This window comes from Sulfitobacter sp. SH22 (genome assembly GCF_965641905.1).
GTDB lineage: Bacteria > Pseudomonadota > Alphaproteobacteria > Rhodobacterales > Rhodobacteraceae > Sulfitobacter.
On sequence record NZ_OZ282573.1, the window covers coordinates 1,057,759 to 1,072,952 of the forward strand.

Genomic DNA, 15,194 nt, shown 5'->3' on the forward strand with positions numbered 1-15,194 from the left:
GTTTACTCCACATTCTGTACTTGTTCGCGCATCTGGTCGATCACGGCCTTGAGCGCCAGCCCAACCCGCGTCAACGCGCTGTTCTGCGCCTTTGAGCACAATGTATTGGCCTCGCGGTTGAATTCCTGCATCAGGAAATCCAGCTTGCGCCCGACCGGCCCGCCCTGCACCAGCAGTTCGCGGGCGGCACCGATATGGGCGTGCAGACGGTCGATTTCTTCGGTCACATCGGATTTGACAGCGATCAGCGCCAGTTCCTGTGCCAACCTGTCCGCATCAACGCCGTCGCTGTTTTCCAGCACCCGCGCCAGATTGCGTTGCAGCGTTTGGGCCATCTCGGCCTTGCGGTCCTGTGCCATGGCTGCGGCTTGGGTGGTCAGGGTTTCAACCTCGGCCAGTTGGGCCTGTAACACGATTTCAAGAGCCGCCCCTTCGCTGGCGCGCATGGCGTTGAAATCAGCCAGAACCGCCGCAAATTCCGCCAGCAGGGTTTTGGCAAGGGTCGCCACATCATCAACCGTATTGGCCTGTTCCAGCACGCCGCGCATGGTCACGATATCGGTCGCCTTGGACGGGGCCAGCGACACGCCTGCATCCATGGCCCGCGCTTCGATCTGGTGCAGCGCGTCCAGCACCGTATCAAGCTGGGCGGCGTTCACGGTCAGACCGCCGGTGTTTTCATCACGCGCAATCCGCAGGTTGCAGGTCACATTCCCGCGCGCGACCGCGTCGCCCAACTGCTTGCGCAACCCCGCCTCAAGCCCGTCCACCCAATCGGGGACACGCAGGCGCAGATCCAGCCCCTTGCCGTTCACCGACCGCACTTCCCATCCCCAGCTATGGGGGGCCAACGCGCCATTTCCAGAGGCGAAACCGGTCATTGAACGTATCATAAAGAGATCCTGTCGGCTGTGGTGTCTTTGGGTGCCTTAAAAGCCAAAGCGCCAATTTGGGCAAGTCGAAAGCCGTGGGGGGCTTCGGGCAAACCCTAGCAAGAGATTAACCACTTCGTGCGATTTAACTGCAAATTTGTAACGAAATCGCTATGGATATCCCAAGGCGGTGGCCGGCCGTTTCGAAACAACGCTCCGCGATTGCGATGCCCTGCGGTCGCCTGGGTAAACGAATACAGTGAAAGAGACGAGCCAAATTCATGGATAACGACCCCCAAGACCCCCGGAATATTCTGAATATGACATATTTTCACAGCGGCCACAGTTTTTCGGCAACGTCCCAGGTCGAAGCCTATTGGGATGGGTTGCGTCAGGATCAACTGCTGCCGCGGCGATCTGACATCGACCCGCGCGGGATCGAATCCGCTTTGGAATATGCCTTTATCCTTGAACGGGTCGCCCCCGGCGTGGCGCGGATGCGCATTGCGGGCAGCCATCTGAGCGATCTGATGGGCATGGAAGTGCGCGGCATGCCGATTACTGCGTTTCTATCGACCCAGTCGCGCCGCCGCTTCAGCGACATGATGGAGGAACTCTTTGAGACACCCGCAATCGGCACGCTGTCCCTCAGAAACGAAATTGGCCGCTCCGAAGGGCGCATGATCTTGCTGCCGTTGAAAAGCGACATGGGCGATGTCAGCCGCATGTTGGGGTGCTTTGTCACCAAGGGCGGCGTCTCTGACGACCCCTGCCGGTTCGAGATCGATAATATCCAGATCAGGCCGATCACGGTCAAACGCCCGCAGCCCCAACCGGCAGTCGAACCGGCACCACCGCCAATAACTCCCACCAGCACGCGCCTGGCGGGCGGCAAACGCAGTGTCCCCTATCTCAGACTGGTGAAATCCGACACATAGGCCCCGTTTCACAGCGATGTTTCACAGGCACAACGTTTCACAAGCACAAAAAAGCCGCGTATCGGGAAGATACGCGGCTTTTTCCTTGTCTCGGTTTTCGCAGGCTTAGCTTGCTGCTTTGGCCTGGTGTGCCGTCCGGCGCGCCGAAAGTTCCTCGGCGACAAGGAACGCCAGTTCCAGCGATTGGCTGGCGTTCAGACGTGGATCGCAGGCGGTGTGGTAGCGATCTGACAGGTCCTCGTCCTGCACGGCACGCACGCCGCCGGTGCATTCGGTCACGTCCTGGCCGGTCATCTCGAAATGTACGCCACCGGGCACGGTGCCCTCGGCGGCATGCACCCCAAAGAATTCGCGCACTTCACGCAGCACGGAATCGAAGGGTCGTGTTTTATAGCCGCTGGACGACTTGATGGTGTTGCCATGCATCGCGTCACAGGTCCAAACCACATTTGCGCCTTCTTGCTGAACCGTCTTGATCAGGCGCGGCAGGTGTTCACCCACATTGCCCGCACCGAACCGCGCGATCAGGGTCAGACGCCCCTCTTCGTTTTGCGGGTTCAGGGTTTTCATCAGCTTTTTCAAGTCGTCGCTGGTCATGGTCGGGCCGCATTTCAACCCGATGGGGTTTTGTACGCCACGGGCAAATTCAACATGCGCACCGTCGGGCTGACGGGTACGGTCGCCGATCCAGATCATGTGACCGGAACCCGCCAACCACTTGCCGGTCTGGCTGTCCTGACGGCACAGCGCCTCTTCATACTCGAGCAAAAGCGATTCGTGGCTGGTATAATATTCAACCGATTGCAGGGTATGCGCCGTCTCTGACGTCACACCGGCAGCCGCCATGAAATCCAGCGTGTCGGAAATACGGTTGGCGATTTCGCGGTATTTTTCGGCCTTTTCGCTTTCGGTAAAGCCCAAGGTCCAGCCGTGCACCTGATGCACATCCGCATAACCACCGGTCGAAAACGCGCGGATCAGGTTCAAGGTTGCCGCCGCCTGCGTATAAGCGCGCAACATCTTTTTGGGGTCGGGAATGCGGGCTTCGGGGGTGAAGTCCAAGCCGTTGATGATATCACCGCGGTAGCTGGGCAGCTCGACACCATCGACAACTTCGGTCGGGGCCGACCGCGGCTTGGCGAACTGGCCGGCCATACGACCCACCTTGATCACCGGTACCTTTGCACCATGGGTCAGAACGATCGCCATTTGCAGCATGACCTTGAACGTATCGCGGATCATGTCGCTGCTGAACTGTTCAAAGCTTTCAGCGCAATCGCCCCCCTGAAGCAAGAACGCCTCGCCCCGGCCAGCCGCCGCCAGATGCTTTTTCAACCGGCGCGCTTCGCCTGCAAAAACCAACAATGGATACCGGGACAATTCGGCCTCGACCGCCTGCAATTCAGTCTGGTCTGGATAGTCGGGCATCTGGATCCGCGGTTTGTCGCGCCAGCTTGATTTTGTCCAATCGGTCATCTCATCTCTCCGAAGTAGGAATTGCGCCGGGTGTCCAGCGCTAACGGTTGAATTTATCGTATACAAAAGCCTGCGCCCGGTGACCAGAACGGAATTCCACCTATTGACCTTGCGCCCGCCCCGTGGGCAATGTTTTCGTCGGGTTTTACGGGAGAAAAACCTGGACACCTAAAACTCTGTATTTCCTGAAAGGGCAACGATGACAGACGTCAAATCGGCCATCCGCGTTCCGGTCAATGAAGACAAACCCAAGCTGTTTGTGTTTGTCTTGCTCGAAAACTTCACTTTGCTGAGCTTTGCTTCGGCGGTTGAATGTTTGCGCATTGCGAACCGGATGGCGGGCCGAACTGCTTATGACTGGCGTTTGATCGGGGAAAGCGGCACCTATGTCAGCTGCTCTGCGGGGGCACAATTTACCCTCGATGGCGATCTGGGCGACGTGCGCCGCGAAGACACGCTTGTGGTGTGCAGCGGCATCGACGTGCAATCGGCCACCACCAAGAAACTGCTGGGCTGGCTGCGCCGCGAGGCCCGCAAGGGCATGATGATCGGCGGGCTGTGCACGGCGGCCTTTACCCTTGCCAAAGCCGGTTTGCTGGATGGCAAGAAAGCGACGATCCATTGGGAGAACCAGGACAGTTTCACTGAAGAATTCGAAGAGGTGAACCTGACCAAGTCGGTTTTTGTCGTCGATGGCAACCGCATGACCACCGCAGGCGGCACGTCCTCAATCGACCTGATGCTGAAACTGATTGCCGATGATCTGGGCGAAGATCTGGCCAATGCGGTCGCCGACCAGCTGATCTATTCCTCGATCCGCACCGATCAGGATACCCAGCGTCTGTCCGTGCCCACCCGCATCGGCGTGCGCCACCCCAAGCTCAGCCAGGTCATCCAGATGATGGAAGGCAATATCGAAGAGCCGATCAGCCCCTCGACCCTGGCCCGTGATGTGGGCATGTCCACCCGCCAGCTTGAACGCCTGTTCCGCCGCTATCTGAACCGCAGTCCCAAGCGGTACTATATGGAACTGCGCCTGCAAAAAGCCCGCAACCTGCTGATGCAAACCGATATGAGCGTGATCAACGTGGCGCTGGCCTGCGGCTTTGCCTCGCCCTCGCATTTCTCCAAATGCTACCGCGCGCATTACGACACCACGCCCTACCGCGAACGCGGGTCCCATGCGGCGCGATTGTCGATCTGAGAACAAAGCCAGAGCGCCGGAAAACCGGATCGGACAAGGGGAACGCCCCTCAAAGGTGAATCCCACACCAGAAGAACGGTTTTCTCGTAAATCACCCCCAGATGACCCATCGTGAACGCCTGATAGCACTTTTCTTTTCCAATATCCCCGCATAGGCTCCGTTTTGAACATAAAGTTCCAACACGGGAGACAACCATGAAAAAGATGCTTATGGCCACAACGGCTGCAGCACTATTTGCGACGGGCGCTTACGCGGGTTCGCATTCCAACGAAGTTAAACTGGGGATCGTATTCGGCTTTACCGGCCCGATTGAATCCCTGACCGGGCCGATGGCGTCCGGTGCCGAAATGGCCATGAAAGAAGTCACCGACAGCGGCAAGCTGATGGGCGGCGCAACCGTAACGCCCCTGCGTGCGGATTCGGGTTGTATTGATAACGCGCTGGCCGTGGCCGGTGCTGAACGTCTGATCGCCGAAGGCATCAACGGTCTGATCGGTGCGGATTGTTCCGGTGTAACCGGTGCGGTTTTGCAAAACGTCGCTATTCCAAACGGCATGGCAATGATCTCGCCTTCCGCCACATCGCCCGGTCTGTCCACAATGGAAGACAACGGCTTGTTCTTCCGCACCTCCCCATCGGATGCGCGTGAAGGTCAGGTTATGGCAGAAATCCTGCAAGAGCGTGGCGTGAAATCCATCGCGCTGACCTACACCAACAACGACTATGGCAAGGGTCTTGCTGACGCGATCCAGACTTCGTTCGAGGCAATCGGCGGTGAAGTCACCATCGTTGCAGCCCATGAAGACGGCAAAGCCGATTACTCTGCCGAAGTTGGCGCGCTGGCATCTGCCGGTGGCGAAATCTTGGTTGTTGCGGGTTACCTTGACCAAGGCGGTCCTGGCATCATCAACGCCGCGCTGGACACAGGTGCATTCGACACATTCGGCCTGCCCGGCGGGATGATCGGTGACACATTGCCCGGTCGTATCGGTGACGATCTGAACGGCTCCTACGGCCAGATCGCCGGTTCCGAAGGTCAAGGCATCGAAGTCTTCACCAAAATGGCCGAAGACGCGGGCTTTAACGGCACATCGCCTTACACACCAGAATCGTATGACGCAGCGGCGCTGTTCTTGCTGGCCATGCAGGCGGCAAACTCGACCGATCCAGCGGCTTACGGCCCAAAGATCCTCGACGTTGCCAACGCACCGGGCGAAAAAATCTATCCTGGTGAACTGGCAAAAGCGCTTGAGCTGATCGCGGCTGGCACGGATATCGACTATGTCGGCGCATCCGCGGTCGAACTGATCGGACCCGGTGAATCTGCGGGTACCTACCGCATGATCGAAGTCAAAGACGGCGTGATCGAAACCATCGGTTTCAAATAAGCCTTTAGACGCTAAAATGACAGCAGTCCGGGCAACCGGGCTGCTGTTTTCAAAAGTTTACCGCGCATCTACGACGCGGACACAGGGATAGTCATATGATCGTCGTTGACGATGTACACAAACACTTCGGTGGCTTTCATGCCGTCGACGGGGCCAGCCTGACCATTGGCAAAGGCACAATCACCGGATTGATCGGCCCCAACGGCGCGGGAAAAACCACTCTTTTCAATGTGATCGCAGGCGTTCTTAAACCAACGTCGGGCCGTGTCACGATGGATGGCGAAGACATCACCGGCCTGCCGCCCCACGAATTATTCCACAAAGGGTTGCTGCGTACCTTCCAGATTGCCCATGAATTTTCCTCGATGACCTGCCGCGAGAACCTGATGATGGTGCCCGGCGATCAGGTGGGCGAAACACTCTGGAACACCTGGTTTGGCCGCAAACGCATCGCCGATCAGGAACGCGCCCTGCGCGCCAAGGCCGACGAAGTGCTGGAATTTCTGACCGTCGAACATCTGGCCGAGCAAAAGGCCGGTCAAATCTCGGGTGGTCAGAAAAAACTGCTGGAACTTGGCCGCACCATGATGGTTGACGCCAAGATCGTGTTTCTGGACGAGGTCGGCGCAGGCGTGAACCGCACGCTGCTCAATACCATTGGCGACGCGATTATCCGGCTCAATCAGGAACGCGGCTATACTTTTGTGGTTATCGAACACGACATGGATTTCATCGGCCGCCTGTGTGATCCGGTGATCTGCATGGCCGAAGGCAAGGTTCTGGCCCAAGGCACCCTGCCCGAGATCAAAGCCAACGAACAAGTCATCGAAGCCTATCTTGGCACGGGCCTCAAGAACAAGACCGCATGAAGTACCGTTTCGCACTTCTGACACTCACCGCCGCTTTGGCGTTGCCGCAGGCGTCCCTTGCCTGTGCGCAACTGTCTGCGGACGTGTGGATGTGCGACCGGGGCACCGCGTGGGAAGCCGCCAAATGGGACGTCATCGGCGATGGATCCACGCGCTATATCGAAGACTATATCCTGAACTTCACTCAGGAATGGCCGGGGTTCGAGATCACCGACAGCGTGGCCACCCTTGATGAACAATTCGCGACCTATTCCCAATGGGTTGCGGCCGACGACAGTGCCCCCTTGGAAGTTTTGCAGGTCGACAAGATCGTAACCCCGCGCGGGCTGACCCTGCGCCACCTGCAATATGACAAGATCAACGGCGACCGTACCCTCAGCGCGGTGATGCTGTCGCAGGTCGGCCCTGCACGGATCATGCTGTATCTGGATACGGCTGACACAACACCGCTTGAGGACATGGAAAAGATGTCCTTTGACGTGGCGATGATGCTGCGCGACACCTGCGAGGACGCTCTGTCTTGCGCTGACAACATAGACCCGCCCACCAGCGGCACCGACTGAAAGAGGCTGACATGAGCGACCCATATGGTGATCGAGGTAACAAAGACCTCTCGATCGGCAATACCAAAGGCCAAGGCACGGCGCAGCCCGTCAGACAGGGCGGCAAAAGCCATGCGGCCCCCGGTGGCCCCTTCCTGATTGGCGAGGCCATGACGGGCGGCTATGGCAAAGGGCCCGATATTCTGCACGACTGCACCATTGCCGTGGAAAAAGGCGAAATCGCCGTGATCGTCGGCCCCAATGGCGCGGGCAAATCCACCGCGATGAAGGCCGTGTTCGGGATGCTGGACGTGCGTCAGGGTCACGTGCGGCTGGACGGCGAAGACATCACCGCCCTGTCGCCGCAGGACCGCGTGGCCAAGGGCATGGGGTTCGTGCCGCAAACCTCGAATATCTTTACCTCGATGACCGTCGAGGAAAACCTCGAGATGGGTGCCTTTATCCGCCGCGACGATTTCCGCGATACCATGGCGCAGGTCTATGACCTGTTCCCGATCCTCAAGGACAAGCGCTATCAGGCGGCGGGTGAATTGTCGGGCGGCCAGCGCCAGCAAGTCGCCGTGGGCCGTGCGTTGATGACCCAGCCCAAGGTTTTGATGCTGGACGAACCCACCGCAGGCGTCAGCCCCATCGTGATGGATGAATTGTTCGACCGCATTATCGAAGTCGCGCGCACCGGTATCCCGATCCTCATGGTGGAACAAAACGCCCGCCAAGCGCTTGAAATCGCGGACAAAGGTTATGTTCTGGTGCAAGGGGCCAATGCGTTTACCGGCACTGGCAAGGAACTGCTGAACGACCCCGAAGTCCGCAAATCGTTCTTGGGGGGATGAGGATGCGACTGATCCTTTCCCTTGCTTTGATCGCCTGCGCGCCCGTTTTCGCGCAGGCCAGCGATGCCGTCGATGATCATGCCGACAGCGCGCCCGCAGACAGTCTGACGATCGAGACAGCCCCCTTCCGGCAGGAAATCAAGCGCCAGTGCAATTTCGTCACCGAATGCGTTGAAAACGAACCCTGCACCGAAACCGAATTCACCCCTGTGATTACAGGCATGGGCGGCGGATTATCTCCGGATGATCTGGTGGTTCAGGCCCAAATGGTCACCGACGCGGAAACGGTAGAAATGCTGGGCGTTACTTCGGGAAAATCGATCTCGTTGTCGGGGGGGACTTTTGCAGCGCGCCACCTGATCACGATCACTGAAAACGGTGCCACGCGCTATACCGTGCATTATGCTGACGGGCCTTTCGTCATCAGCTATCTAGGGACATGCAACTGATGGATTTTTTGAACGCTTTTGTAGCACTGGCCAACTACGTGCTGGTCCCCGGCATCGCCTATGGCTCGCAGCTTGCGCTTGGTGCGCTTGGGGTGACACTGGTTTACGGCATCTTGCGATTTTCGAACTTTGCCCATGGCGATACCATGGCGCTTGGGGCGATGTCGGCGGTGTTGATCACCTGGGGGTTTCAGGCCATCGGTCTGCACCTGTGGGTGCTGCCAACCGCATTGCTGGCCCTGCCCTTTGCGATTTTGCTGACCATCGGGTTGCTGCTAGGCACCGACCGCGTCGTCTATCGCTTTTACCGCGAGAAGAAGGCCAAGCCGGTGATTTTCGTGATCGTGTCACTGGGGGTGACGTTCATCTATAACGGCATCACGCGGTTTATCATCGGGTCTGACGACAAGAATTTCCTTGATGGCGAACGGTTCATCATCTCGGCACGGACTTTTAAAAAGATGACCGGTCTGGAAGAAGGTCTGGCGATCAAGACCACCCAAGGGCTGACCGTGATCACCGCCATTATCGTGGTTGCGGTGTTGTTCTGGTTCCTGAACAAAACCCGGTCGGGCAAATCCATGCGCGCCTATTCCGATAACGAGGATCTGGCGCTGCTGTCAGGGATCAACCCCGAACGTGTGGTGATGATCACATGGATCATCGTGGCCTGCCTGGCGACCACCGCGGGCGTTCTCTATGGCCTTGATAAGTCGTTCAAACCCTTCACCTATTTCCAACTGCTGCTGCCGATCTTTGCCTCGGCTATTGTGGGCGGTCTTGGCAACCCTGTGGGGGCCATCGCCGGTGGTTTCGTCATCGCCTTTTCCGAAGTCACCATCACCTATGCGTGGAAAAAGGTTTTGGGGTATATGATGCCCGCAGGCATGGAGCCGGACGGGTTGGTCCAACTCTTGTCCACCGACTATAAATTCGCCGTCAGCTTTGTGATCTTGTTGATCGTGTTGCTGTTCAAACCCACAGGTCTGTTCAAGGGGCAATCGGTATGAACGAGACGCTTAGAAACACCGCATTATTCGCGATTATTGCAGCCCTGATCGTCTATACCGGCTTTGCACAAAGCTGGAACGCGGCGCTGCTGATTATCTCCATGGGGCTGATTTCCAGCATCATGGCCTTGGGCGTGAACCTGCAATGGGGTTTTGCCGGCCTGTTTAACGTGGGCATCATGGGCTTTGTCGCCTTGGGGGGGCTGGCGGCGGTTCTGATCGGCATGCCCGCCACCGAAGGCGCGTGGTCTGCGGGGGGCTGGGGTATTCTGGGTGCCCTGCTGCTGGGGGCTGGCACCGTGATTGCAGCCGTTCAGGTGATGAAACGCATGGCCAAGGGCTGGCGGCGCACTGTTGTGGTTCTGGTGGTTCTGATCGGCGGGTTCTTTTTGTTCCGTGCCGTGTTTGACCCGTCGGTCGCGGCGGTCGAAGCCGTCAATCCTGCGCATACCGGATATCTTGGCGGGCTTGGCCTGCCTGTGATCATCGCCTGGCCCGTGGGCGGCTTGTTCGCCGCCGGGGCCGCTTGGGTGATCGGGAAGACCGCGCTTGGCTTGCGGTCGGATTATCTGGCCATTGCGACCCTTGGCATCGCCGAGATCATCATTGCCGTCCTCAAGAACGAAGACTGGCTGTCGCGCGGCGTGAAAAACGTCATCGGCATCCCGCGTCCCGTTCCCTACGAGATCGACCTGCAAAACAATCCCGGCTTTGTTGAACGCGCCGCCGGTTTCGGATTTGATCCCGTCGAAGGGTCAACGCTTTGGGTCAAGTTCCTGTACATCGTGCTGTTCGCGGCGGTGCTGTTGCTGTTGCTATGGATGAGCCAGCGGGCGCTGAACTCCCCCTGGGGCCGGATGCTGCGCGCGATCCGCGACAATGAAGTCGCCGCCGAAGCCATGGGCAAGGACGTCACCGCGCGGCATTTGCAAGTGTTCATCCTTGGCTCTGCCATCTGCGGGATTGCGGGTGCTATGATGACCACCTTGGACAGCCAGCTGACACCGGGGTCTTACCAGCCGTTGCGCTTTACCTTTTTGATCTGGGTGATGGTGATTGTCGGCGGGTCCGGCAACAACTTCGGGGCCGTCTTGGGCGGGTTCCTGATGTGGTACCTGTGGGTCATGGTAGAGCCGATGGGCCTTTGGCTGATGAACATGATCACCTATGGCATGAACGACGGCTATTGGTTGAAAGACCACCTGATCGAATCCGCCGCCCATATGAGGTTGATGACCATGGGTGCGGTGCTGTTGCTGGTCTTGCGGTTCAGCCCGCGCGGGTTGATCCCCGAAAAATAGGGTTCAGAGTCTGAACAAAGAAAAGGCCTTATCCCCCGTGGGATAAGGCCAGCCTTCGGCGAGGATTTTAGTCCATTTGGAATGGGGCCTAGCGCCCTTTGAACAAGCCGCCCAGGATACCGCGAACGATGCGCCGTCCTGTGGTGCCTTTCAGTTCCTTTATCACAACATTTGCAATCGCCCCCCCGAAGCTTTCGCCTTTTTTGTCGGCGGGTTTGGAGGTCGAGCGGTCAACGCCTTTGCCCGCATAGCGGCGCGCGGCATTGAATTCGCGCAAGGTGGGTGTGGCTTCTTCTGCTTCCGCTTCGGCTTCGGCCGCTGCGGCGGCTTTGGCGGCGTCATCAGCACGTTTGGCCAACATCTCGAAGGCGGATTCGCGATCTAGGCGGGTGTTGTATTTCGTGGCCATGGCGCTTTGCGCCATCAGGGCGGCGCGTGTCGCGTCATCAATCGGGCCAAGCTGGGAGGACGGCGGGCGGATCAGTGTACGTTCGACAATCCCCGGCACCCCTTTTTTCTGCAACATCGAGGTCACGGCCTCCCCGACGCCGACCTCGCGGATCGCTTCTTCGGTGTCGAAGCGCGGGTTCTCGCGGTAGGTTTGCGCGGCCATGCGCAGTTCCTTGCGGTCCTTGGCGGTAAAGGCGCGCAAAGCGTGCTGGATGCGGTTGCCAAGCTGGCCAAGGATGTCTTCGGGGACGTCAGCAGGGTTTTGGGTGATGAAATAGACGCCGACACCTTTGGAGCGGATCAGCCGCGCGACCTGTTCGACCTTGTCCACCAAGGCTTTGGGGGCGTCGTCGAACAGCAGGTGGGCTTCGTCAAAGAAGAACACCAGCTTGGGTTTATCCGGATCGCCGACTTCGGGAAGTTCTTCGAACAGTTCTGACAGCAGCCACAACAGGAAGGTGGCATAGAGCTTGGGCGAGCTCATCAGCTTGTCGGCGGCCAGAATGTTGATGAACCCGCGCCCGTCGGAATCGGTGCGCATCAGATCGGAGAGTTCGAGCGCCGGTTCCCCAAACAGATCGGCGGCACCCTGGTTTTCCAACACCAGCAAGCGGCGTTGGATCGTGCCCACCGATGCGGCAGAGACATTGCCATAACGCAGGGCAAGGGTGGAGGCGTTTTCACCGACCCAGACCAGCAGCGCCTGTAGATCCTTGAGATCAAGCAGCGGCATGCCGTCTTCGTCCGCCACGCGAAAGGCGATGTTCAAAATGCCCTCTTGCGCCTCGCTCAGGCCCAGCAACTGCCCCAGCAGCAGCGGTCCCATCTCGGAGACTGTCGTGCGCACCGGGTGGCCTTGTTCGCCGAACATATCCCAGAACGCGACCGGGAAAGACGCATATGCAAAATCGTCAAAGCCGATTTTCTTGGCGCGCTCCGTAAAGGGACCGTGCAGCTTGTGGGTCTCGGAACCGGCACTGGCGAGCCCGGAAAGATCACCTTTGACATCAGACAGGAACACCGGCACGCCCTGGGCCGAAAACCCTTCGGCCAGAATTTGCAGCGTTACGGTTTTACCCGTCCCCGTCGCCCCCGCAATCAGCCCGTGGCGGTTGGCATAGCCAAGGCTCAGAAACTGCTGCGTGGCATAGTCTGGGCCGCCGCCCCCGATAAAGATATCATTTGTCACGTATTCATCATCCTTTTAGGTCCCGCCGCAGCGGGCAAAGTGCCGCATAAGCATACAAACTTAACGTTTGTGTACCATAGTGAATATGTTCCGGATCGACATGTCCTTTTGATCCGTGAACACTTCCTCCCTGTCAGACTGGCCGTGCCTTCGGGTACGGCCTTTTTTTGCTGCGGCGCAGCATAAGTATCCGACAATATTGCATATTTCCTATTGACCGCCCTTGTGCGCTTTCGTAACCTTCCCTCAATAAGTCGGCCCAGTCCGACGGGGAGAAAAGAAGAACAGGGGAAAGGGCGCTTTGCGTCCTTTTTTCTTTTCGGGCCCCGGATTTTCTTGTGACATCAGCAAGAAACTGCCGGATCGTTTTGCAATGCCAGCGTATCTTGCCTGACATTCATTTTATGACATGGTAAATGCTATTAAATTTAACTGATTTGGACCAAGCATGAACAAGTATTTGAACATCCTTCCCCTTTGTGCAGCATTGGCTATGACCCTGCCTGTGGCGTCTTTCGCGCAAACCGCAACGACTGAAACCACAACAGAAACACCGGCTCCGGAAACAAAGACCGCGCCGGTGACCAGCACGATTGAATCGCAGCTCAGCATGGGTGACGAGACCGAGGCCAATACCGATGTTGGCAAGCCTTACACCAAAGAGGTGATCGGTTCGTGGGAAATGCGCTGCATCAAGACCGAGCAAGAGACCGACCCCTGCCAGATGTATCAGTTGATGGATGACGGCCAGGGCGTGCCCGTGGCCGAATTCTCGTTGTTCCGCTTGCCCGATGGCGGCAAGGCCACGGCAGGTGCAACGGTTGTTGTTCCGCTGGAAACAGCCCTGACCGCCCAGCTGAGCATTTCTGTCGATGGCGGCAAAGCGCGCCGCTACCCTTATGCCTTTTGTAACCCCGTTGGTTGCTATGTCCGCATGGGTCTGACCGCCGACGATATTGCAGCCTTCAAGCGTGGCAAAGAAGCGGTGATCACCATCGTGCCGGCATTGGCACCTGACCAGACCGTAGAACTGGCCCTGTCGCTGGACGGCTTTACAGCATCCTTTGACAAGTCATCGGTTATTGAACAGTAAATCTGGTTCTCTTTCACATGATCCAAGGCCGTCTCGTCACCGGGGCGGCCTTTTTCACGGGCCCTGCCCTAGGTTATGCCGCTAGATTTTGCGTAACGCGATCACAGCGTTCATGCCGCCAAAGGCAAAGGCATTCGACAGGGCGACCGTGACCTTGGCATCGCGGGCGACATTGGGGACCACATCAAGGGCGCATTCGGGGTCGGGTTCCTGATAGCCGATCGTGGGGGCAATGACCCCGTCACGCAGCGCCATGATACAGGCCAGCAATTCAACAGCGCCCGTGCCACCAATCAGATGCCCGTGCATTGACTTGGTCGAACTGATCATCAATCGGTCTGCATGGGCCCCGAACACATCCGCCACAGCCGCGCATTCGGTTTTGTCATTGGCTGCCGTGCCCGTGCCATGGGCGTTGATATAGCCGACCTGATCCCCGTTGATTTGCGCGTCTTGCAATGCGCCCTTCATTGCGCGGGCGGCCCCTGCTTTGGATGGCATCACGATATCGCTGGCATCCGATGTCATGGCAAAGCCGATCACCTCGCACAGGATATCGGCACCGCGGGCGCGGGCGTGGTCATAATCCTCGAATACGAAAACCCCTGCCCCTTCGCCCTGGACCATCCCGTTGCGGTTGGCTGAAAACGGGCGGCAGGCATCGCGGCTCATGACGCGCAGACCTTCCCAGGCTTTGACCCCGCCAAAGCACAGCATTGATTCAGACCCGCCGGTGACCATCACCGGGGCCATGCCAGAGCGCACCATCGCGAAGGCCTGAGCCATCGCGTGATTGGAGGACGCACATGCCGTCGAAACCGTAAACGACGGCCCCTTGAGGTTATGTTCCATGCTCACATGGGCAGCGGCCGCGTTGTTCATCAGCTTGGGCACGACAAAGGGGTGAACGCGGTTTTTGCCTTCTTCATAGACGGCGCGGTAATTGTCGTCCCAGGTGCTGACACCGCCGCCAGCCGTTCCCAAGACAACCCCCGCTTTCGCGGATAATTCGCCCGAAAACGTCAGGCCGGATTGATCAATCGCCTGTTTTGCAGCCGCCAGAGTGAATTGCGTGAAGCGATCGTATAGCGACATTTGCTGGCGGTTATGGCGGGCTTCGGCTTCGAAATTCTTGACCTGACCGCCGATCTGGATCGACAGCCGATCGACATCGCGAAATTCAAGCGGGCCGATGCCGCAGACACCGTTTTGCATGGCGACCATCGTGTCTGGCACATTCAGGCCAAGCGCGTTGATCGTCCCGGCCCCGGTGATGACTACACGTTTCACAGGTTCTAACCCTGCTCGGCTTTCAGACGTTCGATGCCCGCGACAATGCTGGCCACGCTCGAGATGTCGAAATCCGACGCTTCCGGCTGGTTGGCGTTGAACGGCACCGAGATATCAAAGGCTTCTTCGATGGCAAAGATGCTTTCGACCACGCCCATACTGTCAATGCCCAGATCCTCAAGCGTGCTTGCCATCGTGACGTCTGATGGCTCCAACACGGCTTGTTCCGCAAGGATGGCAATGACCTGATCTTGAATGCTCACTCCGG

The 15,194-nt window shown here is 58.2% G+C and carries 15 protein-coding genes; 10 read left to right on the forward strand and 5 right to left on the reverse strand.

The genetic code is table 11. The features are described 5' to 3' along the window. Positions 1 to 2 precede the first annotated feature (2 nt). Positions 3 to 893 (reverse strand): YicC/YloC family endoribonuclease, encoded by an 891-nt coding sequence (locus tag ACSQ13_RS07170; protein ID WP_295508976.1) that lies wholly within the window; start codon positions 891 to 893, stop codon positions 3 to 5. Positions 894 to 1,192: 299 nt separating this feature from the next. On the opposite strand from ACSQ13_RS07170, the gene ACSQ13_RS07175 reads away from it, so the two are divergent. Further along, positions 1,193 to 1,810 carry a PAS domain-containing protein gene (locus tag ACSQ13_RS07175; RefSeq protein ID WP_295508978.1) on the forward strand — a complete coding sequence of 206 codons (618 nt, stop codon included), beginning with the start codon at positions 1,193 to 1,195 and terminating at the stop codon, positions 1,808 to 1,810. Positions 1,811 to 1,915: 105 nt separating this feature from the next. On the opposite strand, the gene ACSQ13_RS07180 is transcribed toward ACSQ13_RS07175, so the two are convergent. Beyond that, positions 1,916 to 3,286 (reverse strand): class II 3-deoxy-7-phosphoheptulonate synthase, encoded by a 1,371-nt coding sequence (locus tag ACSQ13_RS07180; protein ID WP_176249104.1) that lies wholly within the window; start codon positions 3,284 to 3,286, stop codon positions 1,916 to 1,918. A gap of 199 nt (positions 3,287 to 3,485) precedes the next feature. On the opposite strand from ACSQ13_RS07180, the gene ACSQ13_RS07185 reads away from it, so the two are divergent. From ACSQ13_RS07185 to ACSQ13_RS07220, 8 genes are all read left to right on the forward strand, one after another. Continuing rightward, positions 3,486 to 4,490: a GlxA family transcriptional regulator gene (locus ACSQ13_RS07185; RefSeq protein ID WP_176249105.1), complete on the forward strand. Its 1,005-nt coding sequence runs from the start codon at positions 3,486 to 3,488 to the stop codon at positions 4,488 to 4,490. Positions 4,491 to 4,685: 195 nt separating this feature from the next. Continuing rightward, positions 4,686 to 5,879, forward strand: coding sequence for an ABC transporter substrate-binding protein (locus ACSQ13_RS07190; RefSeq protein ID WP_176249106.1), 1,194 nt, complete (start codon positions 4,686 to 4,688; stop codon positions 5,877 to 5,879). A gap of 95 nt (positions 5,880 to 5,974) precedes the next feature. Then, a complete protein-coding gene (locus tag ACSQ13_RS07195; RefSeq protein ID WP_176249107.1) occupies positions 5,975 to 6,748 on the forward strand; it encodes an ABC transporter ATP-binding protein in 774 nt (257 codons plus the stop codon). Further along, a complete protein-coding gene (locus tag ACSQ13_RS07200; protein WP_176249108.1) occupies positions 6,745 to 7,311 on the forward strand; it encodes a hypothetical protein in 567 nt (188 codons plus the stop codon). The genes ACSQ13_RS07195 and ACSQ13_RS07200 overlap by 4 nt, the downstream gene beginning before the upstream one ends. A gap of 11 nt (positions 7,312 to 7,322) precedes the next feature. Beyond that, positions 7,323 to 8,144 carry an ABC transporter ATP-binding protein gene (locus ACSQ13_RS07205; RefSeq protein ID WP_176249109.1) on the forward strand — a complete coding sequence of 274 codons (822 nt, stop codon included), beginning with the start codon at positions 7,323 to 7,325 and terminating at the stop codon, positions 8,142 to 8,144. Between the two features lie 2 nt (positions 8,145 to 8,146). Beyond that, a complete protein-coding gene (locus tag ACSQ13_RS07210; protein WP_295508985.1) occupies positions 8,147 to 8,593 on the forward strand; it encodes a hypothetical protein in 447 nt (148 codons plus the stop codon). Further along, complete coding sequence (locus tag ACSQ13_RS07215; protein ID WP_176249111.1) at positions 8,593 to 9,603, forward strand: branched-chain amino acid ABC transporter permease; 1,011 nt, start codon at positions 8,593 to 8,595, stop codon at positions 9,601 to 9,603. Before ACSQ13_RS07210 ends, ACSQ13_RS07215 begins: the two co-directional genes overlap by 1 nt. Continuing rightward, the gene (locus tag ACSQ13_RS07220) at positions 9,600 to 10,904 is read left to right on the forward strand and encodes a branched-chain amino acid ABC transporter permease (protein ID WP_176249112.1); all 1,305 of its coding nucleotides are present in this window, start codon (positions 9,600 to 9,602) and stop codon (positions 10,902 to 10,904) included. The genes ACSQ13_RS07215 and ACSQ13_RS07220 overlap by 4 nt, the downstream gene beginning before the upstream one ends. Positions 10,905 to 10,992: 88 nt before the next feature. Here ACSQ13_RS07220 and ACSQ13_RS07225 read toward each other — a convergent pair whose 3' ends face one another. Beyond that, positions 10,993 to 12,543, reverse strand: a complete 1,551-nt coding sequence (locus ACSQ13_RS07225) for a helicase HerA-like domain-containing protein (protein WP_295508990.1) — start codon at positions 12,541 to 12,543, stop codon at positions 10,993 to 10,995. 448 nt (positions 12,544 to 12,991) lie between these two features. On the opposite strand from ACSQ13_RS07225, the gene ACSQ13_RS07230 reads away from it, so the two are divergent. Next, positions 12,992 to 13,636 (forward strand): invasion associated locus B family protein, encoded by a 645-nt coding sequence (locus tag ACSQ13_RS07230; RefSeq protein ID WP_295508993.1) that lies wholly within the window; start codon positions 12,992 to 12,994, stop codon positions 13,634 to 13,636. Positions 13,637 to 13,717: 81 nt separating this feature from the next. Here ACSQ13_RS07230 and ACSQ13_RS07235 read toward each other — a convergent pair whose 3' ends face one another. Next, positions 13,718 to 14,926, reverse strand: coding sequence for a beta-ketoacyl-[acyl-carrier-protein] synthase family protein (locus ACSQ13_RS07235; RefSeq protein ID WP_295508995.1), 1,209 nt, complete (start codon positions 14,924 to 14,926; stop codon positions 13,718 to 13,720). Positions 14,927 to 14,931: 5 nt separating this feature from the next. Beyond that, complete coding sequence (locus tag ACSQ13_RS07240; RefSeq protein ID WP_295508997.1) at positions 14,932 to 15,189, reverse strand: acyl carrier protein; 258 nt, start codon at positions 15,187 to 15,189, stop codon at positions 14,932 to 14,934. Positions 15,190 to 15,194: the final 5 nt, after the last annotated feature.